Source organism: Mesorhizobium sp. M1252, from assembly GCF_040318265.1.
In the GTDB taxonomy this organism is placed as follows: Bacteria; Pseudomonadota; Alphaproteobacteria; order Rhizobiales; family Rhizobiaceae; genus Mesorhizobium.
On the sequence record NZ_JAMYLX010000012.1, the window covers coordinates 131,507 to 150,786 of the forward strand.

16 protein-coding genes are annotated in these 19,280 nt (G+C 60.1%); 9 read left to right on the plus strand and 7 right to left on the minus strand.

Annotated features, from left to right (window positions below):
* Positions 1-13: 13 nt before the first annotated feature.
* The 7 genes from NKH22_RS23150 to NKH22_RS23180 all read right to left on the minus strand — a co-directional run bounded on the left by NKH22_RS23150 (position 14) and on the right by NKH22_RS23180 (position 8,413).
* Positions 14-967 (minus strand): response regulator, encoded by a 954-nt coding sequence (locus tag NKH22_RS23150; RefSeq protein WP_023669440.1) that lies wholly within the window; start codon positions 965-967, stop codon positions 14-16.
* A gap of 64 nt (positions 968-1,031) precedes the next feature.
* On the minus strand, positions 1,032-2,051 hold the full coding sequence (locus tag NKH22_RS23155) for a chemotaxis response regulator protein-glutamate methylesterase (RefSeq protein ID WP_352911106.1): 1,020 nt from the start codon (positions 2,049-2,051) through the stop codon (positions 1,032-1,034).
* Positions 2,052-2,072: 21 nt separating this feature from the next.
* A complete protein-coding gene (locus tag NKH22_RS23160) occupies positions 2,073-4,346 on the minus strand; it encodes a hybrid sensor histidine kinase/response regulator (protein ID WP_352911109.1) in 2,274 nt (757 codons plus the stop codon).
* Positions 4,343-5,047 (minus strand): chemotaxis protein CheW, encoded by a 705-nt coding sequence (locus tag NKH22_RS23165; protein ID WP_081726107.1) that lies wholly within the window; start codon positions 5,045-5,047, stop codon positions 4,343-4,345. The genes NKH22_RS23160 and NKH22_RS23165 overlap by 4 nt, the downstream gene beginning before the upstream one ends.
* Complete coding sequence (locus NKH22_RS23170) at positions 5,047-6,288, minus strand: CheR family methyltransferase (protein ID WP_023734098.1); 1,242 nt, start codon at positions 6,286-6,288, stop codon at positions 5,047-5,049. Before NKH22_RS23170 ends, NKH22_RS23165 begins: the two co-directional genes overlap by 1 nt.
* Positions 6,285-6,752, minus strand: coding sequence for a chemotaxis protein CheW (locus NKH22_RS23175; RefSeq protein WP_023700505.1), 468 nt, complete (start codon positions 6,750-6,752; stop codon positions 6,285-6,287). The genes NKH22_RS23170 and NKH22_RS23175 overlap by 4 nt, the downstream gene beginning before the upstream one ends.
* Before the next feature lie 23 nt (positions 6,753-6,775).
* A complete protein-coding gene (locus NKH22_RS23180; protein WP_352911112.1) occupies positions 6,776-8,413 on the minus strand; it encodes a methyl-accepting chemotaxis protein in 1,638 nt (545 codons plus the stop codon).
* A 1,111-nt stretch (positions 8,414-9,524) separates the two neighbouring features.
* Here NKH22_RS23180 and nanR point away from each other — a divergent pair.
* The 9 genes from nanR (at position 9,525) to NKH22_RS23225 (ending at position 19,155) form a co-directional block, all read left to right on the plus strand.
* Positions 9,525-10,232: a transcriptional regulator NanR gene (gene nanR, locus NKH22_RS23185; RefSeq protein WP_023682279.1), complete on the plus strand. Its 708-nt coding sequence runs from the start codon at positions 9,525-9,527 to the stop codon at positions 10,230-10,232.
* On the plus strand, positions 10,232-10,537 hold the full coding sequence (locus tag NKH22_RS23190) for a putative quinol monooxygenase (RefSeq protein ID WP_023669450.1): 306 nt from the start codon (positions 10,232-10,234) through the stop codon (positions 10,535-10,537). The genes nanR and NKH22_RS23190 overlap by 1 nt, the downstream gene beginning before the upstream one ends.
* Before the next feature lie 47 nt (positions 10,538-10,584).
* Positions 10,585-11,361 carry an HpcH/HpaI aldolase family protein gene (locus NKH22_RS23195; RefSeq protein ID WP_023807875.1) on the plus strand — a complete coding sequence of 259 codons (777 nt, stop codon included), beginning with the start codon at positions 10,585-10,587 and terminating at the stop codon, positions 11,359-11,361.
* A 14-nt stretch (positions 11,362-11,375) separates the two neighbouring features.
* Positions 11,376-12,428: an NAD(P)-dependent oxidoreductase gene (locus NKH22_RS23200; RefSeq protein WP_352911114.1), complete on the plus strand. Its 1,053-nt coding sequence runs from the start codon at positions 11,376-11,378 to the stop codon at positions 12,426-12,428.
* Positions 12,429-12,548: 120 nt separating this feature from the next.
* On the plus strand, positions 12,549-14,204 hold the full coding sequence (locus tag NKH22_RS23205; protein WP_352911117.1) for an extracellular solute-binding protein: 1,656 nt from the start codon (positions 12,549-12,551) through the stop codon (positions 14,202-14,204).
* A gap of 27 nt (positions 14,205-14,231) precedes the next feature.
* Positions 14,232-15,230, plus strand: a complete 999-nt coding sequence (locus NKH22_RS23210; RefSeq protein ID WP_352911119.1) for a carbohydrate ABC transporter permease — start codon at positions 14,232-14,234, stop codon at positions 15,228-15,230.
* On the plus strand, positions 15,230-16,078 hold the full coding sequence (locus NKH22_RS23215) for a carbohydrate ABC transporter permease (protein WP_023827582.1): 849 nt from the start codon (positions 15,230-15,232) through the stop codon (positions 16,076-16,078). Before NKH22_RS23210 ends, NKH22_RS23215 begins: the two co-directional genes overlap by 1 nt.
* A 12-nt stretch (positions 16,079-16,090) precedes the next feature.
* Positions 16,091-17,185, plus strand: coding sequence for an ABC transporter ATP-binding protein (locus tag NKH22_RS23220; protein WP_023669457.1), 1,095 nt, complete (start codon positions 16,091-16,093; stop codon positions 17,183-17,185).
* Complete coding sequence (locus NKH22_RS23225; protein ID WP_352911122.1) at positions 17,182-19,155, plus strand: D-apionate lactonase family protein; 1,974 nt, start codon at positions 17,182-17,184, stop codon at positions 19,153-19,155. The genes NKH22_RS23220 and NKH22_RS23225 overlap by 4 nt, the downstream gene beginning before the upstream one ends.
* Positions 19,156-19,280: the final 125 nt, after the last annotated feature.

Here is a 19,280-nt window from a genome sequence, read left to right on the forward strand (position 1 = left end):
GATGTGAGCTTCTCTAGCTGCGGGACATATGAAGCGCAACACGATTTCGTCCTTCCGATTTGGCACGAAACAGAGCCAAATCGGCGGCATTGACGAAATCGTTTGGCGTCTCGTTCTCGGTGGGCACCGCTGTTGCGACGCCGACGCTGATGGTCACGCGATCCGGGCCGTGGGGTATGTTCAACTCTCGCACGCTCTGGACGAGCCGCTCGGCGATCGCACTGGATTGTTCCAGTATGGTGTCGACCAGCACGATGACGAACTCTTCGCCTCCGTACCGCGCAGCGAGATCGGTGGAGCGGCCGGAACCGCTCTGGATTACGCGGGCGATTTGCTTCAGCACATCGTCGCCGGCCATATGGCCATAGGTATCGTTGTATCGTTTGAAGTTATCGGCATCGATCATCAACAGCGACAGTGGGGACTGTGCGCGAAAAGCGCGTTTCCATTCAGCCGCCAGATATTCGTCAAAATAGCGCCTGTTACCGAGACCTGTCAGGCCATCGATCCGCGTCAGACGTTCAAGCTCTAGATTTGCACTGATCAGCTGTCGCTGGCTTTCCCTCAGCGCTCGGTGTGCCGAGTCTCGCTGGACGTGATCCAGATAGGCCCGCGTGTGATATCGAATGCGTGCAATCAACTCGATACGATCCGGCAGTTTGACGAGATAGTCGTTCGCGCCCGCAGCGAAGGCTTCGCCCTTGGTGGCTGGATCTTCCTTGCTCGACAGCACAATGACTGGAACCGCGCGTGTCGACGCATGCTTCCTGTATTCTCGCACCAGATGTAGCCCATCCACCCCGGGCATGACGAGATCCTGCAGGATGACGGTTGGCTTTACCTCATCCGCGACCGTCATCGCTCTCAACGGGTCGGTGCAGAAGTGTAAGGATATATCGGGCTCGTTGGCTAGGGCGCGCCTGACCGCCTCGCAAACCATGATCTGATCATCGATGAGCAGAACCATGGATGAATAGTTATCTGCGAGTGGCGGGACCAACTCTGGTTCTTGCGTCATCGGAAGGGGCCTTTCACGTGGAGCGCTCGCAGGCTTCGATTATACGTAAGCCGATCGCACCCAAAGGAAGAATATCAACAGCCGCGCCGATGTCGGCGGCGGCCTTCGGCATGCCATAGACGGCACTGGTTGCTCTATCCTGCGCGATTGTGAGATGTCCCTTGTCACGGAGCTGTCTCAGCCCGCGCGCACCATCCCTGCCCATGCCTGTGAGCAGAACACCAATCACCGAGCCAGGCCACCATTGCGCCGCACTTTCGAAGAACACATCTACCGACGGCCGATAAACATTGTCCTTGGGGCTGGGCGTATAGCCAAGTTGCTGAGCTGACTTGAAAACCAGATGATCCGCAGAACTGGCAACGAGAACGGTGCCCGCTTGTGGACTATCCCTTTCCCCCGCCGGACGGATCGGGAGACGCGTATGCTGCCCTAGCCAATCAACAAGGCCTGGAACGAACTGAGCATCGAGATGCTGGACGAGCACAATCGCGCCGCGAAAATCAACGGGAAACGCGCTCAGGACTGCGGCAACGGCAGCCGGCCCGCCCGCAGAGGCGCCGATTGCTATCACGTGTCGAGTTGACGGCTCAGCCGCACGTGACATCCGCCTTTTTGCCTGGGTAGGCGCATCGCCGATCAACTTGCCTATCGTTCGTATCTTGTTCGTCAAAAGCCGGGCGGATTGCGAGGACGCGTTGCCTTCGATGCCCACCGACGGAATATCGACTGCGTCAAGCGCGCCATGACCCATTGCTTCGTAGACGCCGGCGAGGTTGGCTTCGATACTGGCGGTCACCAGCAAGATTGAGCACGGGGTTTCCGCCATGATTCTGCGGGTCGCTTCCACGCCGTCCATCTCTGGCATCGCTAGATCCATGAGTATCAGATCCGGCAGATCACGTCTGCAGACCTCGACCGCCTCACGCCCATTAGTCGCGATCCACGCGACCTGATGTTCGCCGGTCAACAGAACCAGTCGACGCAGAAGTTCAACCGCCATCGGCATGTCGTTAACTACGCCGATTCTCATTCGCTGCTTCCAATCTCGATCTCATTCAGCCGCCTCGCCAATCATGTCCACGACGGCATGGATCAGCGCCTCGTCCTGAAAACTACTCTTGGTCAGATAATAGTCCGCACCTGCGTCGAGCCCGCGCGCGCGATCTTCTTCCCGATCCTTGTATGAAACGATCATAATGGGTGTGTTCTTGAGATCAGCGTCCTTTCTGATCAAACTCACCAGCTCGATGCCATCCATGCGAGGCATGTCGATGTCGGTGACGACGAGATCGAAAGGACCAGACCGGACGGCATTCCACCCGTCCATGCCGTCTACCGCCACTTCGACCTCATAACCGTAATTGCCGAGCATCTTGCGCTGGAGTTCGCGAACCGTCAGTGAATCGTCAATCACGAGCACGCGCTTGCGCCTGCTCGCTTCGGGACCGCCCGCGGCGCGCCGAAGAGCTCGAAATCCGCTGGACGATGCAAGCTTTTCCACCGATCGGATCAGATCGTCGACATCGAAGATCAGAACGGGCGAACCATCTTCCATCAGGGCCGCTGCGCTGATGTCCTTGATCTTGGCAAACCGTGGATCGAGAGGTCTGATCACTAACTCGCGTTCCCCGAGAAGACGGTCAACGATCAGGCCGTACGCATCGCCCCGACCCGCATCTACGACGACGACCGATAGTTCGTTCGGTTCCGATCCGGGCTCACCTCGATCGAGCACCTCGCGAGCGGTGACCAGCCCGATCTGTCGATCGTTCAATCGAAAATGCGGCCGGCCCTGCAGGACGTTGATCTCCGTCCGCTGCAGTTTCAAAGTCTTGGAAATGGCAGCGAGTGGAAAAGCATAGGGCTCTCCATCGACATCGACGAGCAGCGTGCGCAGGACCGACAGTGTCAGCGGCAATTGCAGTTGAAATCGGGTTCCGTGGCCAAATTCTGAGGAGACGCTTGCGACTCCCCGGACTTCCTTCGTCATGGCTTGCACTGCATCGAGCCCCACACCGCGACCTGAGACGTCGGTAAGGCCCGCTTTCATGGAAAAGCCTGGCAGAAACAGAAACGCGAGCAATTCGCTTTCGCTGAGTGTTTCAGCACTTTCCCTGGTTGCAAGTTGCCGGGCGACGACGGTCTCGCGCAGCTTCGAGAGCTCTATCCCCCTGCCGTCGTCCACCACGGCTATCTGCAGCAGCCCGGCATTGTGCCTCGCTTCGAGCCTGATGAGCCCCTCTTCGGGTTTGCCCATCGCGAGGCGCTCCTCAGGCGGTTCAAGCCCATGGTCTACAGCGTTGCGCAGAAGGTGCCCCAAAGGGGCATCGAGCTGCTCGAGGATATCGCGGTCGATGCCGGTCGAGCCGCCTACGATCTCCAGTCGCACCCGCTTGCCAAGGGTACGACCGAGGTCGCGGATCATTCTCGCATAGTGTCGCACGCCGTCCTCAAAAGGCCGCATCCGGCTCGCCAACGTTTCGTCGTACAATCTGTTGGCAAGATCGGTCGCTTTCCGATCCACTGAATCCAACTCATCGAAACGCTGCGCCAGGAACGCTTGGCTCAAGCGAAGCTTTCGCTGCGCTTCAGCCAGCGCCTCCACCACCGCCGCATCGTTTGAAACCGGCGGCAGCACTGCATGAAGATTGTCGAACGCACTTGCGAGGTCCGATTGAAGTCGCTTCAGCCGTAGCAGCCCGTCAGCGAATGGCCTGAGCCGCCGAGCTTCCATCAGCGACTCGCCAGCCAGCCCGAGCAATCGGTTCAGGCTGTCTGCCGTCACCCGAACCATTCTATCAGAGCCGATGCTGCCGTGGGCTTGCGGTACCGCCCCAACGAGGAGGTTCGCTGAAGAGGTCGTCGCCAGTTGCTCCTGGGCGTGATCTGGAGTTGCGAAATCAGCTGCAGAATCTTGGGGCCCGGGCTTTGCCTGGGGGAGGGACAACCCCTCGAACTTCGCGAGAAAGGTTTCGACTTCTGAGTTGGCGCTCTCGCTCGATGATCCCGATGCGATCAATTTCAAAAGGTCAGAACCTTGCAGAAGCGCATCTATATGCTCCCGTCGCACCCTCAGATGCCCGCGTTGCGCTGCGACCAGGCAGTCTTCCATCGCATTTGCAACTTTGACTGCGGGCATCAGGTCGATGATGCGGGCAGCTCCTTTCAGAGAATGCGCGGCACGCATGCATGCTTCCAGGGCGTCGGCGGCGATAGGATCGCGTTCGAGTGCCAGAAGTCCAGAGGTTAGAGCCCGTGACTGCGTCTCCAGTTCGGCCTGGAAGAGGCTGAGCATCGAAACCTGGCTGAAGTCTTCATCTGTCATGCGATGCTCCGATCCAGCATCGTGAGCAGTTGTCGTGGATCGAGACAGCCAACGGCTCGTCCTTGCCATGGCAGCACGGCAACCGTAGCGGCCGACAGTGCCTTGCCAATCATGGCCGGAACAGCGAGAGTGTCGCGTTCCTGGTACCGATGTAAGCCGTGGATCTCATCAACCATAAAAGCAACCCGCTTGTCGCGCTCGCCTACCACGACAAGGCGGCGAAATACCTTGGTTCGTGTGCCTTGTTCCCCTTCCTTGCGCTCGTCTATCCCGAGCAATTCGGCCAGGGACAGGCAAATGAGCAATTCACCACGGACATTCGCAATGCCGAGCAGTGCACTGTTCCTGCGATGTGGAAGTGAATGAACGCGACGAGATTCAGCCACTTCATGAAAAATACCGACTGGAAGTGCCAGCCATTCCTCCCCCAAACGGAAGAGAACGGCCGTCTGCAGCGCGTCGTTGTCTGCCGAATCGATCGCTGCACGACCAGCGTTGTCAGGCCATTCGTCGCGAGATGCCGAGGGAGCTGCACGGTCGAGGAGGCGTCGTGCGATCTTCTTGTAGGTCGGGCAATTGCGGCAGTGGAGATGCTGCTCTAGTAGCGGACATGACTTGTCACCCCGTACGCCTATTTGCCGCCAGCAGTCGTTGATTTCGATCTGCTCCACCGGCTGAGCGATCCTTGTCGAAGCCGCCATCAACTGCCGCTCCTTTTCTGGACCCGACCCAGCCGGCCGGCCAGCGCCTCGGCGCCGTTATGGTCGCCTTGCTTGCTAAGCAGCAAGGCCAGATGGACAAGAGCTTCTCGATGATTTGGCGCGAGATAGAGCGCCTTGCGATAACTTTGCGCGGCTTCGGGTGCAGAACCATCCGCATCCTGGACGAGGCCCAGCAGGTAGAAGATTTCTGCGGAAGGACCGAACTCCCTGAGATGCGCCAGGGCGACCTCCTGTGCCTCCTTTACGCGTCCTGCATTGGCGATCCGTTCAACCGCGATGAGGCTTTCCGAGGCGCGTGCAAGCGGCTTGGCCGGAGCCTGCCCGCGGCCTTCATTGCCAATTGTCGGTCGGAACGGACGAAGAGGCTCGCTCTTGTTGACCTTAGGGCTTGGCGTCCGCACCGGGACGGCGGCCGAAACCTTCGGCGCCGTGGTCTTGACGGGCTCCGATTTCAGAAAGGCGAAGGCCAATGGCCATTCAGCGGAAAGAAAGCCATGCACCCTTGGAAGAGCTGCTTCCGCCGGACCGACCAGAAGAAGTCCGTCTTTGGCCAGCAGGTCCTTCAGGCAGATCAATGCGCGATCCTGCAGCTCTCGATTGAAATAGATCAGCAAATTGCGGCAAAGCAGGATGTCATAGACCTCTTGCCCGAAAGGCGCGTGAGAACCGAACAAGTTTCCTACCATGAACCGAACCTGTTTCAGCACCCCAGCAACAGGCCGCAACCCGCCCTCGGCCGCTTCGAAATAGCGATCCTTGAATTCTAAATGGCTGCCGCGAAACGAATTGCGGCCATAGATGGCGTGTTCAGCCGTCGCGATATTGCGGCTGCTGACGTCCACGCCATCGATCTTGAACTCATGTGCCTCAAAGCCGGCATCGAACATGGCCATGGCGACCGAGTAAGCCTCTTCGCCGGTTGAACATGGCAGGCTCAGGATTCTTATCGGCTGAGCAGGCTTGTGCGCGCGCGCATGCCGCGCCAGCATCGTGAACGCTTCTCGGTCGCGAAAGAACCAGGTCTCTGGGATCACCACCGCATTGATCAGCTCCTGCAGCTCCTGCGAGGAACCGGCCAAGTGTTGCCTATAGGCCTGAGGGTTGGTTATCCGGCATGCTTCCATCCGTTCTCTGACCGCCTGACGAACCACTGTCGGACCAACGCTGGCACTGTCCAGTCCAATGGTTTCCGTCAGGAGCTTTTCTATTGCTCCGGTCATTGATCACCTATTGCCGCCTGGCGGAGCAAAGCGGTACGAATCTCTTCCGAAAGCAGCGCTTCCACTTTGACCCACTGAATGATCTCCAAACCATCGGAAGCCACCGGCCCAAGATAGGGCGGGGTTCCTGGTTCCAGTCCGAACGGCGCGAAATCGGCCGGGTCTCGCTCGATCGTATCCGTCACCCGTTCCGCGATCAGCCCCAGCAGGCGTCGCTCGCCATCATCCGCCGGATAGCGCGTCACAACGATCCGGGTGCTCAACAGGCGCTCCGATGGTCGGCCAAGCGCAAGAAGGGTGACATCGATCAGGGGGATGGGTATTCCGTTATAGCTGACCAAACCCACCACACCAGTTGGCGCACCCGGAAGAACTTTCACGTCGATATAGGGCAGCACCTCTTCAATTTTGTGGACATCGATCAAGTAGCGATCCGGACCCATGCTGAAGGCGAGGAATAGCATTGTCACCTCCTACTGCCGGCTCGCTATGCTCGTAGCTTGAACCTCGATATGCTACTTCGCATGCCGCCTGAGACTTGATTGAGCTCGTCGATCGCGAGCGTCGATTGCTGAAGGGACTCGACTGTTTGCTGAGCTGCCTCGCTTAGCTGGGTTAGCGTGTCGCTGATCTGACCCGCGCCGGTCGCCTGTGCTTGCATGCCTTCATTGGCGGTTTCGAAACGTGGCACCAGCCCCTGAACCTGCTGAATGATCTCGAAGAGTTGCCCGCCGACCTGCTGGATGTCCTGCATACCCCGACGGACCTGCTCGGAAAACTTGTCCATGCCCATCACCCCGGCCGCGACTGCCGACTGGATGTCCTTGACCATTTGCTCGATATCGTAGGTGGAGACAGCTGTCTGGTCCGCGAGCCTTCGGATTTCCGTCGCCACCACTGCAAAACCCCGGCCATATTGGCCTGCCTTCTCCGCCTCGATGGAAGCGTTGAGCGACAACAGGTTCGTCTGATCGGCCACTTTGGTGATGGTCGTCACCACCTGATTGATGCTGCCGGCTTTCTCGCTCAGGATCGCCAGTCTGGAATTGATCGCGCCAGCCGCTTCCATGACCTGCTGCATGGTTTCTTCCATACGGGTCAGCCCCGCTTGCCCCCCGCCAGCCACGGCAGCGGTTTGTTCGGCAACTGTGGAGACCTCGTTCATCGTGCGGACCAGTTCGTTTGATGTGGCGGAGATTTCCTTGGCTGTCGCTCGGATTTCTGTTGTGGTCGCTGCGATTTCAGTCGCAGTTGCCTGCTGTTGCTTGGAGGTGGCGGCGATCTCAGTTATCGACGTGCCGACCTGTATGCTGGACCTTTGAACCTGACCAATGAGGGTTGTGAGATCGTCAGCCATTGCGTTGAAGCCGTCGGCAAGCACGCTGAATTCGTCTCGGCGCCTCAGATCGAGCCGTTCGCTGAAGTCGCCTTGCCGCATCAATTGAACCGCGTCGACCAAACGGGTGAGCGGACCTGTAATGGCGCGAAACAGCTGGTAACCCAAAAGAAGGGCTAGCCCGAGGGCTATCAACAAGCCAACGCTCAAACCGACTTCGGCCGTTCTGACGATCGAGCTGATCCGCTGCGTCGCGCTGTTTGCCTCGCCTCTGTGATCCTCAACCATGGCCTGCAGAGCGGACTGCAATTTTACAAAGATCGGCTCTACTTCGTTCTTGATAGCTGGGCTTTCATTGGGAGTTTCACCTTTCGACAAGGCAGCCCGGCTTGTTTCCAGCACAGCAGTTTCAGCCAGACGGAATTGGTTGGCGAGTTGTTTGACGGCTGCATAATTCTGCTTGTCGATATCGGAGACGATCGTTGCCTCATAGTCGTCCATCGACCGCTGCACCTGGTTGCGATTGGTCGTGATCGCGTTTTCAACCGTGCTTCTGTCTGACGGGTTGTCCTGAAGGGCATATTCCTGAAGCAGACTATGGGCCGCCATCTGGCCCGTCATGATCTCGGTACTGTGATAAAGGTCCGGAAGGATGCCCTTCTCGACCTCAGTCGCCTCCTCCCCCGCCTGAAGAAACCAGGCGTACGCGATGAGGGCTATCACGGACATGACCACCAGAACGGCTGCGAAACTGACGAGGATGCGGTGGCGTATTGTCAGACTCTTCATGGAACCGGTTCACCAATGGGGGGCATCGTGGGCTGCGCGACAAGCGCTCGTTCCGACATATTCGAAAAGGTGCGTCGAAAAGCGGTAGTCTGATGCTGAATGGTTTCTTTTCCGTTCCATAGCTAATGATGGCGAGGCGGCTCGCCAATCGGCGCCGCCAGAAGCGGTGGTCAAAGGACGACTGCCGTCCACGCACATCAGCCCGAGATCGGCTGGATGGCACGCCGCGTCAGGAGGAGCGTGGATGAGCTGCTTGAGGCCACGAATTGAATGACTGCTTAGGCCAGGTCGAGGCAAGAAAGCCGACGTCCTGCGTGCTGCCCCTAAGCTGCCAGGCGGGAACGCGCCTCATATCAGCCGTCCAGCATGATCGTCGCTACTGAAAGCGGAATCGCCGAAACCAGATGTCGCAAACTGGCCAACGCGTAGATTGGCGTCGAGGGCGGGTTCGGCATTTGCAGGTGACGATAACTAAATGGCAAGCGCCCCCGCCTGAGGCCCTCAGGACTAAAAGATCTTGAGAAAACCAGTTTCAAATGCGCATCCTCAAGCGGCGGCCGCCCACCGCACGAGGATGGGCACAACGTGACGAGCGCTCTGGAGCCTAGAGAGAACTGACCCGACACCACCTTCCTTTGCGGCATTGCGGCGGCGCAAAAAGATTACGAGATGGAGCAGGCGTATTGCCAAATGGGTCCACCAGCGAGAGTTCGCGTTTTCCGCCTCGGCTGTGAACCCCACTTCCATTCGCTGGTCTTGCTCAGGTCGAGGTCTACTTTGCCATCGAGGGCTCATGTTGCGGCTCATAAGCAGGCGGTTGGGTAGGTCTGGGCCAGCACACGGCCCGGTGGCACTCACTGCGGTCCACACCGCAGTTGAAACTGACCACCCGACCCAGGGTTCGAAGACGGTCCCCGATCGGAACACCGAGCAGAGTGTGCTCGCGCTCCTCAAGTCACCGATATCCTTGGTGAAGACGTTGAAGGCGTGTGCAAAGGACGCCTCGACATCGGCGGAGTGATTAAACGGCTCGGCTACCGGATGCTTAGACATCGTTGACAAGGGTGCTATGGGATCATAACGTACCTGACTGGTATAACAGGTATGCCACATGATCGGAGTTCTGATCAAGCAGCGGAAGCTTTCGGACGAGGTGGCAGCGCACCTCGAACGGATGATCCGAGAGGGAGAGTTGGCCGAAGCCGACCGTCTCCCATCTGAACGGGAACTCATGCGGCAGTTCGGGGTAGGGCGGCCTTCCATCCGTGAGGCGCTGCTGCATCTGAGCAAAATGGGCCTTGTCGAGGTAAAATCGGGGGAGCGTGCCCGCGTCACTCGACCCACTCCTCAATTCGTGATTGACGCCCTTTCAGGGCCGGCTCGGCACATGATTTCGGCGCCGGGAGGCGTTCACGACTTCCAGAGCGCGCGCTTGTTTTTCGAGGTCGGTCTTGCCCGCAACGCCGCTGTGCATGCTACCCCGGAAGACATTGACAGCCTCAAGGAGGCGCTCGAACTCAACCGGCAGTCGATCGGCGATCTGGCGCGCTTCGAGCGCACGGACGTAGACTTCCATTACGTGCTGGCGGTAATCACCCGCAATCGGATCTTTACAGCTATTCACGCGGCCTTGGCTGAATGGTTGCTCGAACAGCGTCGCACCACATTGGCCAAGGGTGAAGACCGCAAGGCTTACCAGGCTCATCGCGAAATCTTCGAGGCCGTCGCCGCGCGCGATCCAGACGCGTCAGAGACGGCCATGCGCAGCCATCTCGAATATGTGGCCAAGCGGTATCTGCAACTTGCGAGGCCCAAGTGATGACCGGATTTGTCGTCTGGGTCGATTTCCGCCTGAGGCCTGGTGCCCGGGACAGATTCCGAGAACTTGTCGACGCCAATGCGACCGCCTCGATGCGCACCGAGGCCGGCTGTCGCCGCTTTGACGTGACGGAGGCGCGCGGCGAACTGGATCGGGTCCTGCTCTATGAGATTTACGATAGCGAGGCCGCATTCGAGGACCACTGCCGCACCGCTCATTTCGACGAATTCAATACGCAGAGCGCGCCGCTCGTCGTGACCAAGTTGGTGACGACCTGCGACCTCGTTCTTGAAGCCACGCATTGAAGCGAACATAGGCGGATTGGCCCATTGGGGCGAACGGGAGGAAGTGCATGTCGGAGCCAAGTCTCAGGGCGTTAGCTTCTCACAGGCGGGTCAAGCTCGGTACGCTCGTCGCCGAGTTCGCCACGCCGGGAATCGGTCACATCCTGAAGTCCGCTGGCTGCGATTTCGTCTTTTTCGACATGGAGCATTCGGGATTTAGCTTGGAAACGCTGAAGAGTGCGATCCGTTATTTCGAGGCGGCCGATCTGCCGGTCATGGTGCGTGTGCCGTCGCAGGACTACCATTTCCTCGCCCGCGCCATGGACATGGGCGCCGAAGGCCTGATCGCGCCGATGGTGAGCAGCGTCGAACAGGCGCAGCACATCATCAACTCCATGAAATACCACCCTGCCGGCGCCCGCGGCGTGGCGCTGCAGATCGCTCATGACCGTTACCGTCCGGGCTCGGTCGCTGACAAATTCGATGCCGCCAACAAGCGCTCGACGTTCATCTGCCTGATCGAGACCGCCGACGGCGTCAAGAACATTGACGGCATCGCGGGACTGGACGGGGTCGATTGTCTGTGGGTCGGACATTTCGATCTGTCCGTCTCGCTCGGCATTCCTGGCGACTTCGCCCACCCCACTTTCACTGCTGCAATGGCCAAAATCGTTGCCGCCGCCAAGAAGCACAACAAATCGCTTGGACGCTTGGTGCCCAACGTCGCCCAGGGACACGAGTTCTACGCACAGGGCTTCGATTTCATTTGTTATTCAGGCGACGTTTGGGTCCTGCACGACGCGATCGCCGACGCGGTTTCCAAGATCCGGGCCGGGTGCCAATAGGAGCGGAGGAGACGATGGACAGCGTGAAATTCAGGGTGGCGCTTTCCGGTGATTTCCGCAGGCCGGACGGCTCGCCGACCTACCCAGATTTCGATCTGGAGCCGCTGCGCAATGCGACAGCTGTCGAGATGGTGTTCCTGGAGTCAAACAGTCCGCTTCGCGCCGACCAACTTGAGGATTTCGATGCGCTGATCCTCCTCGCCCATCGTTTCGATGCCACGAGTGTCCCCAGGAGCGGCCGCCTGGCCGTCGTTGCCCGCTTCGGGGTCGGCTACGACACTGTCGACGTTGAGGCATGCACCGCAGCCGGTATTGCCTTGGTCATCACGCCCGATGGCGTGCGACGGCCCGTCGCCGTATCCGTCGTCACCTTCATGCTGGCGCTGACCGGCAAGCTGCTGACAAAGGACGCGCTCACCCGCAAAGGGTCTGTTGGTTTTGAGAAGCGCTCCGAACATATGGGGGTCGGCCTCGTCGGGCGTACGCTTGGGTCGCTGGGCATCGGCAACATCGGTGCCGAGGTCTTCCGCTTGGCGAAGCCCTTTGACTTGCAATTCATTGCCCATGACCCGTTTGCCGACAAGGGGGTCGCTGCCGACCTGGGCGTCGAGCTGGTAGGGCTGGAGGATCTGTTTCGCCGCGCCGACGTGCTGTCGGTGAGTTGCCCCCTGTCGTCCCAGACCCACCACATCGTCAATGCCGAGCGGATCGCCCTGATGAAGCCGACAGCTTACCTGATCAACACCGCGCGCGGCCCGATCGTCGACCAGAAAGCTCTGACGCAAGCACTGCAGGAGCGCCGCATCGCCGGCGCCGGTCTCGACGTGCTGGAACAAGAGCCTCCCGACGCAGACGATGCGATCCTCAAACTCGACAATGTCATCCTGGCGCCGCACGCGCTTTGCTGGACCGACCAGTGCTTTGCCGGCAACGGTGCCGCGGACGTCAAAGCGGTAATGGAGGTGCAGCGCGGTCGCGAGCCGCGCGGCGTGGTCAATCGCGAGGTGCTTTCGAGCGAGCTGTGGAAGACCAGGCTGTCTGGGCTCGCCGCCCGCTTTGGAACCTAGGAGGACACTGATTTTCGGCGCGCCGCCGCGGCCTGTTTGCGGCGACCTTACGGGAGGAAATGCTTGACCGCTGCGCCGGCGGACGAGTGAAGCAAAAGGAAAATGGGAGGACCAAGCACTATGAACGATCGTGAAAAACGTGACTTTCAGGCAGGTCTCGAAGCAGAGGTCGACGCCTTCATGCGCGGCGAAACCACCCGCCGAACTTTCATCACCCGCTTCGGTCAGATGACCGGCATGTTGGCCGTGTCCGGCCCGCTGCTGGGGATGATGACCGATTGGGCGCTGGCGCAGCAAACATTGGAATTGGCGGACGCCACGTCGCCGCTCGGCCAGGCGCAGGCCGCAGCCCTGAAAGCATCGAAGGAAGGGCCTGCGGACGGTTCCGCCTTTCGCGCGGCGGAGGCGGCCAAGGCGCATTCGGGCGTCACCCTCAACATGACCTACGAGGCTGGCCTGCAGGCACTCGACCCGCGCAATTTCAGCGGGCCGATGTGGGAGCAGCTTACCGGGATGAAGTCGAATGTCGTCGAGCTGTCGAACCCGGACCAGTACTCCAAGGCGGTCGCCGAGCACATCGCCGGCTCGGGTGCCTATGACGTCCTCGACATCTCGCCGGCCTGGACGCCGTCGCTTGCCGATGGCGGCGTCATCGCCCCGCTAGACGACTACATCGCCAAATACATGAACCCGGCAGACCTCGAGGACTATCATCCCCTGTACAAGGCGCTGCCGACCTACAAGGGCAAGATCTGGGGGTTCTTCGACGACGGCGACATGTTCGCTCTCTACTACCGCAAGGACATTTTCGAGGATCCGAAAATGATGGAGGCTTACCAGGCGAAGTTCAACACCAAGCTTGGACCGCCCAAGACATGGGAAGAATATGCCCAGATCGCCCAGTTCATCACCGACCAGATGGCGCCAAAGGTCTATGGCGCGGGACATTTCCGCAAGGCGGGCAGCCCCGGCAATCAGTTCGACTTTCTGCAGCAGTACCGGGCCAACGGCGGAAAACTCTTCGGCGACGACATGAAGGCAGGTTTGGTTTCGGATGCCGGCGTCAAGACGCTGACAAACATGCTCGCCGCAAACAAGGCCTCGATCCCCGGCAACAACGAGCTCGACGCCGTCTCCTTGTGGGCGGCTTTCCTGACCGGCAAAGTCGCGATGATCTATTCCTGGCCTCCTAGCGGCCGTATGGCGGCGAACTATTCGCAGTCGGCCACGGCAATCAACTTCATTCCGCAGTCCCAAATCGCCGGCAAGGTCGGCTATGCCGTGGTTCCGGGAAATCCGGAACATGCCACCGGCTACAACAAGGCACTGTCGGCCGACTCGCCCAACCCTGAGGCGGCGTATCTGTTCATGCAGTGGGTATGCTCGCCACCCGTCTCGCTGGCACGTTGCATGCTGCCCTACGCGCTACGCGACCCGTACCGCATCTCGCACTTCAAGTCCGAGCTCTACGGCGCGCTCTTCCCGAGTGCCAAGGAGTACCTTGCCAACCTCAACAACTCGGCAAACGTCGGTCTGCTCGACCCGATCATGCCAGGCGCGCAGGACTACTTCTTGAGCATCGATCGCATGTGCACGGCGGTGTGGGCTGGTGCGGATCCGAAGGCGTCGCTTGAAACGGCGGCCGCCGAGTGGAACGAGACGACCGACCGACTGGGTGTGGATTCGCAGAAGGGCTTCTACACCGAGTTCTTGAAACTGCCTGGCGCCACCGCCGACAACACGGTGGAAAAACTTGGCATGGCGGTCACCCTCTGAAGGGAGGCGGACTCTCTGGAGCAATTGGTGTTGCGGGTGCTTGGCTCGCAACACCTCCCCGCTAAGCGGCGATTGGATACGCCTATGCAGCCCACAGCCACGATCCGCCATTTGAAGGCCGCCGGCGCACCGCCCCGGCTGTCTGCCTTTGCCCAATGGGCTGACCGTCATTTCAAGTGGCTGCTGGTCGCCCCCGCTGTGCTGCTGATATTGGCACTGTCGATCTATCCGCTTCTGTTCTCGCTGGTGGTATCCTTCATCAACTACGACTTCCAGGTGCCGGGCCACGCCTTTGTCGGATTGAAGAACTTCGAGCGGGTCGTGTTCGATCCCGTAGCACGTTGGTCGCTGTTGCTGACAGCATCGCTGTCGGGCATCAGCGTCGCTATAGAGTTCGTTCTCGGCCTCCTGGTGGCGCTGACAATGGTGCGCAGCTTTCCGGGCCGCGGTGTGATCATGTCGATCCTGATCGTGCCGCTGTTCATCAGCCCGGTCATCGTTGGCCAAGCCTGGACGCTGCTCTTACAGCGGCCTTTTGGACCGACCAACTATGTCCTGACGCAACTATTGGGGCAGGAGGTTACGATCGGCTGGATGACGGAGCGCCCGTGGCTCTACGTCTCGCTGATCATCGCCGATGTCTGGCAGTGGACGCCGTTCATGTTCGTCATCCTGCTCGCCGGGCTGACCGCAATCCCACCCAATCTCTATGAGGCGGCAGAACTCGACGGCGTCAACGCCTGGCAGGTTTTTTGGGCGATCACGCTCCCGCATCTCGGGTCGATGATGCTGCTGGCGCTGACCTTCCGTCTGCTCGATGCAATCCGTATGTTCGATACCATTTTCATCATGACAGGGGGTGGCCCAGGAACACAAACCTACACGGCCTCCTATTATCTTTATACCATAGGCTTCACGCAGTTTCATCTGTCGCAGGCAACAGCAGGAAGTTGGCTGTTCCTGATCTTTACGGCGCTCATCGTGACGTTGCTGGTGCGTCGGCTCTTGAAGGTGGAACCGGTCTGATGGCCGCCGTCGCGCCCGCCCGCCGCAGGAAACGCCGGTCGTTGCCGATCGGCCGAATTCTGCTGCTGGGGTTCTTCCTGGTGTTCGTGCTCTGGCCGCTCTACTGGATGTTCAACACCTCCATCAAGCCCAGCGACGACTACCTCACCGTACCGCCTGTCTGGTTCCCCGCCGCTCCGACGCTTGTCCACTACAAAGCTGCGCTGTTCGCCTATCGTGGTCTCGACGGGCTCATCAACAGCCTGATTATTTCGCTTTCGGCCACGGTGCTTTCGGCGCTGCTCGGCACGCTGATGGCCTATAGCCTGGCGCGCTACGACACCGGCGGCAAGCATCTGTCTTTCTGGGTGCTGTCGCAGCGCTTTTTGCCGCCGATCGGGATCGTGCTGCCGGTGTTCCTGATCTATCGCCAGGTCGGGCTCTACGACACTCATGTCGGCCTGATCATCGCCTATACGGTCTTCACGCTGCCGGTCTCGGTGTGGATGATGTTCGCCTATTTCCGCGGCATGCCGAAGTCGATGGAGGAGGCGGCCCTCGTCGATGGCTGCACGAGATGGGAGGCGTTCTGGCGCGTTGCCGTGCCGCTCGCAGCACCGGGCATCGTCGCGGCGGCTGTCTTCGCCTTCATTGCATGCTGGACGGAGTTCTTCTTCGCTCTGATCTTGACCAGCCGAACTGCCTTTACACTGCCAACGGTCTTCCGCGCCTTCATCGGCTTCCAGGGCGCGCAATATGGCGAAGCCGCGGCCCTTGCCATCGTCTCCCTTGTGCCATCGATCGCCCTTGGGGTCCTTGCTCAACGTCATCTGGTGCGCGGGCTGACGCTCGGCGCCGTTCGCGGTTAGGAAAGCTCCCGCATGGCCGAAGTCAAAATTACCGGCTTGCACAAGCGCTACGGCGCGTTCCATGCCGTGCGCGGCATCGACCTGGACATTCGCGACGGCCAGTTCACCGTTCTGGTTGGACCGTCCGGCTGCGGCAAGTCCACGCTGCTCCGGACCATCGCCGGCCTGGAGGAGATATCGGAAGGCACGATCGAGATCGGCGGCGAGGTGGTCAATGATTTCCGGCCGCGCGATCGCGACGTGGCAATGGTGTTTCAAGATTATGCGCTCTATCCGCATATGAGCGTGGCCAAGAACATTGGCTTCGGCCTCAAGGCTCGCAAGATGCCGAAGCCAGAGGTCGAGGTGCGCGTGGCCGAGGCGGCACGCATGCTTGGCATCACTCCCTTGCTGGGGCGTTTCCCGCGCCAATTATCCGGCGGCCAGCGCCAGCGCGTCGCCATCGGCCGCGCCATAGTCCGCAACCCGCGCATCTTTTTGTTCGACGAGCCGCTGTCCAACCTCGACGCACAGCTTCGCGACGAAATGCGCGGCGAAATCAAACGCCTTCACCAGGACATTGCGACAACGATGATCTACGTCACCCATGACCAGATCGAAGCGATGACGTTGGCTGACCGCATCGTGCTGATGCGCGACGGGTTGATAGAGCAGCAGGGCGCGCCACTCGAGTTGTTCGAGCACCCGGCCTCAACGTTCGTCGCTGGGTTCCTGGGTTCGCCGCGGATGAGCTTCCTGCCAGGTACCCTTGCCTTGGACGCAGGCGCCGCTGCCATCCGGCTCGCGGATGCACTGCTGCCTTTAGCGCGCGGCAGGGGGCTGAAGGGCGTCGCGGACGGACAGCAGGTGCTGCTCGGGTTGAGGCCAGAACACCTCACTCGTGCGCACACTGCAACGCCGGAGCAGGGCACGTTTCGCTATGAGGCAACGATCGACCTGCTGCAGCCGACCGGCTCGCGCAGTTACGCGACATTCCGACTGGCCGGCGCGCCGGTGATGGCTGAGCTGCAGGCGCACGATGTCAGCCGTCCGGGCGAGAAGCTTGCGATCGACATCAACATGAACCGGGCCTCGATCTTCGACGCCACGACGGAGCGCGCAATTTGACCTCGGCAGCTTCCCTGGCAGTCCGCTTGTGTGGCACCGAAGAGCTCGAGGCACCGCTGCGCACGCTGCGCGCCGGATCCTTGTCGGTCGCGTTCGACAATGGGGCGTTGCGTTACATCCACGTTGGGACGATCGAGGTCTTGCGCGGAATCTCGTTTCTTGTACGGGACGAAAACTGGGGAACATGTACCACCGTTCTCGATGATCTGCGGATCGACGAGAGGCCGGATGCGTTCGCCATTGAATACCGTGCAACATGTGCTGCAACATCCGGCCGCCTGATTTACCGGGCGCGCGTCTCAGGCCGTGGCGATGGTGCGCTGTCGTTTGTGGCGGAGGCAGAGCCCGAGACCGACCTTTTGACGAATCGGACCGGCTTCGTCGTCCTTCATCCGATCGAGGGCTTAGCCGGCAAGCCGATAAAGGTGCTGCATGAGGATGGTCACGACGAGCTATCGTTCTTGCCGGACCACATCGATCCAAAATGTCCGTTCACCGACATCCGGGCGTTGTCGCACGAGATCGCGCCTGGGATCTGGGCGACATGCGCCATGGAGGGTGATGCCTTTGAGATGGAGGACCAACGCAATTGGTCTGACGCCTCGTATAAAACATATGTCCGCCCTCTGCGTCGCCCGTGGCCTTACAGACTGCCCAGGGGCCAGAAATTCACGCAGGCCGTCCGGCTTCACGTGTCAGGAACGCTCCCTGCCGGGACGTCTGAAAATCGCAATCCACTCATCAACCTGACGATCGGCGGACCGGTCGGCCGAGTGCCCCGCACTGGCGTCGGCGTCGCCGCCGACGAGGCAAAGCACGCGCTCGAAACCCCCGAGCTCCTACGACGAATGGCTCCCCAGTGGATGGTCTGCCAGGTCGATCTCCGGATCGCACACGGCCAGGACGAACTAGAAAGCTACGCCGCGCTCGCACGGCTGACCGGCGCTGGAGTGGTCCTCGAGATTATCACCAAGGGCACGCGCGATCCATTCGGCGAATTGGCGCCGGTCGCGGATGCTGTCCACTCACTCGGCCTCAAACTAGAAGCTGTCTCCGTCTTTCCTGCGCAGGACATGACATCCGTACAGCCGGGAGCACCGTGGCCGACTATGCCCAGCTTCCACGAAAGCTACTCCGCCGCTCGCCGGGCTTTCCCGGGCATCGCGCTGGGCGGCGGCATGGCCGCTTACTTCACCGAACTCAACCGCAAGCGTCCGCCAGCCGAAGCGCTCGACTACGTGACCTTCACCACCTGTCCCAGCGTGCACGCCGCAGATGATGTCTCGGTGATGGAGACACTTCAGGCAATCCCCCATCTAATCCGCTCCGCGCATGCTTTCATGGGGGAACGCTTGCCACTGCGTATCGGTCCCATCCAGCTCGGCTGCCGTGAGAACCCATACGGAAAATCCACTACGCCGAATGAAGCGAACGCTCGCGTCTGTCTATCGCGCATTGATCCTCGTCAGCGCGGGCTGTTCAATGCGGCTTGGACTGTCGGATATTTCGCGGCCTGCGCTCGCGAAGGAATCGATGCCGTCGCGTTCGGTGACTTCGCCGGCCCCTTTGGCCAAATCCATAGGAAGGCTGATTTCGTGCAGCCATGGTATGACCAGCAGGATGGCCCAACGGTCTATCCCGCTTTCCATGTCTTGGCTGGTCTCTCAAAGCTCGGCGGAGCCACCTTGCTGTCCGTAGGAACTTCCGGCTGTGACGGCGTCGTGACGATCGCGGCTGAAAAAGATCGCCGCGTGACCCTGTGGGTCGCTAACCTTACCGCCAAGACGCAATCTGTGAGGCTTTCGGATTCGCCGAGCAGCGCCCGCATTGCTCTTCTCGGCGCCGAGCAGTTCGAGCGGGCGGCAACCGATCCCGACTTCATGGAAAGTTCCGCAAGACCGCTGGATGATCAAAGCATCTCGCTTGGCGCCTACGCCGTCGCGCGAGTCGACCTCGATCGATCGTCTTAGGCCTAGCCGATGTTCGCTGTTTGGCCAAACCCCCGTCAAAGATGAGGGTGGTAGTTCCATACTCTAAGGCAGCGCGCGGGATCCATCTCGCTTATACGTTCTACTATCGCGACGCCGACCAGGCT

Coding starts and splice junctions, on each gene's coding strand:
- NKH22_RS23150 (WP_023669440.1), bottom strand. CDS start 967: ATGGTTCTGCTCATCGATGATCAGATCATGGTTTGCGAGGCGGTCAGG.
- NKH22_RS23155 (WP_352911106.1), bottom strand. CDS start 2,051: ATGAGAATCGGCGTAGTTAACGACATGCCGATGGCGGTTGAACTTCTG.
- NKH22_RS23160 (WP_352911109.1), bottom strand. CDS start 4,346: ATGACAGATGAAGACTTCAGCCAGGTTTCGATGCTCAGCCTCTTCCAG.
- NKH22_RS23165 (WP_081726107.1), bottom strand. CDS start 5,047: ATGGCGGCTTCGACAAGGATCGCTCAGCCGGTGGAGCAGATCGAAATC.
- NKH22_RS23170 (WP_023734098.1), bottom strand. CDS start 6,288: ATGACCGGAGCAATAGAAAAGCTCCTGACGGAAACCATTGGACTGGAC.
- NKH22_RS23175 (WP_023700505.1), bottom strand. CDS start 6,752: ATGCTATTCCTCGCCTTCAGCATGGGTCCGGATCGCTACTTGATCGAT.
- NKH22_RS23180 (WP_352911112.1), bottom strand. CDS start 8,413: ATGAAGAGTCTGACAATACGCCACCGCATCCTCGTCAGTTTCGCAGCC.
- nanR (WP_023682279.1), top strand. CDS start 9,525: ATGATCGGAGTTCTGATCAAGCAGCGGAAGCTTTCGGACGAGGTGGCA.
- NKH22_RS23190 (WP_023669450.1), top strand. CDS start 10,232: ATGACCGGATTTGTCGTCTGGGTCGATTTCCGCCTGAGGCCTGGTGCC.
- NKH22_RS23195 (WP_023807875.1), top strand. CDS start 10,585: ATGTCGGAGCCAAGTCTCAGGGCGTTAGCTTCTCACAGGCGGGTCAAG.
- NKH22_RS23200 (WP_352911114.1), top strand. CDS start 11,376: ATGGACAGCGTGAAATTCAGGGTGGCGCTTTCCGGTGATTTCCGCAGG.
- NKH22_RS23205 (WP_352911117.1), top strand. CDS start 12,549: ATGAACGATCGTGAAAAACGTGACTTTCAGGCAGGTCTCGAAGCAGAG.
- NKH22_RS23215 (WP_023827582.1), top strand. CDS start 15,230: ATGGCCGCCGTCGCGCCCGCCCGCCGCAGGAAACGCCGGTCGTTGCCG.
- NKH22_RS23220 (WP_023669457.1), top strand. CDS start 16,091: ATGGCCGAAGTCAAAATTACCGGCTTGCACAAGCGCTACGGCGCGTTC.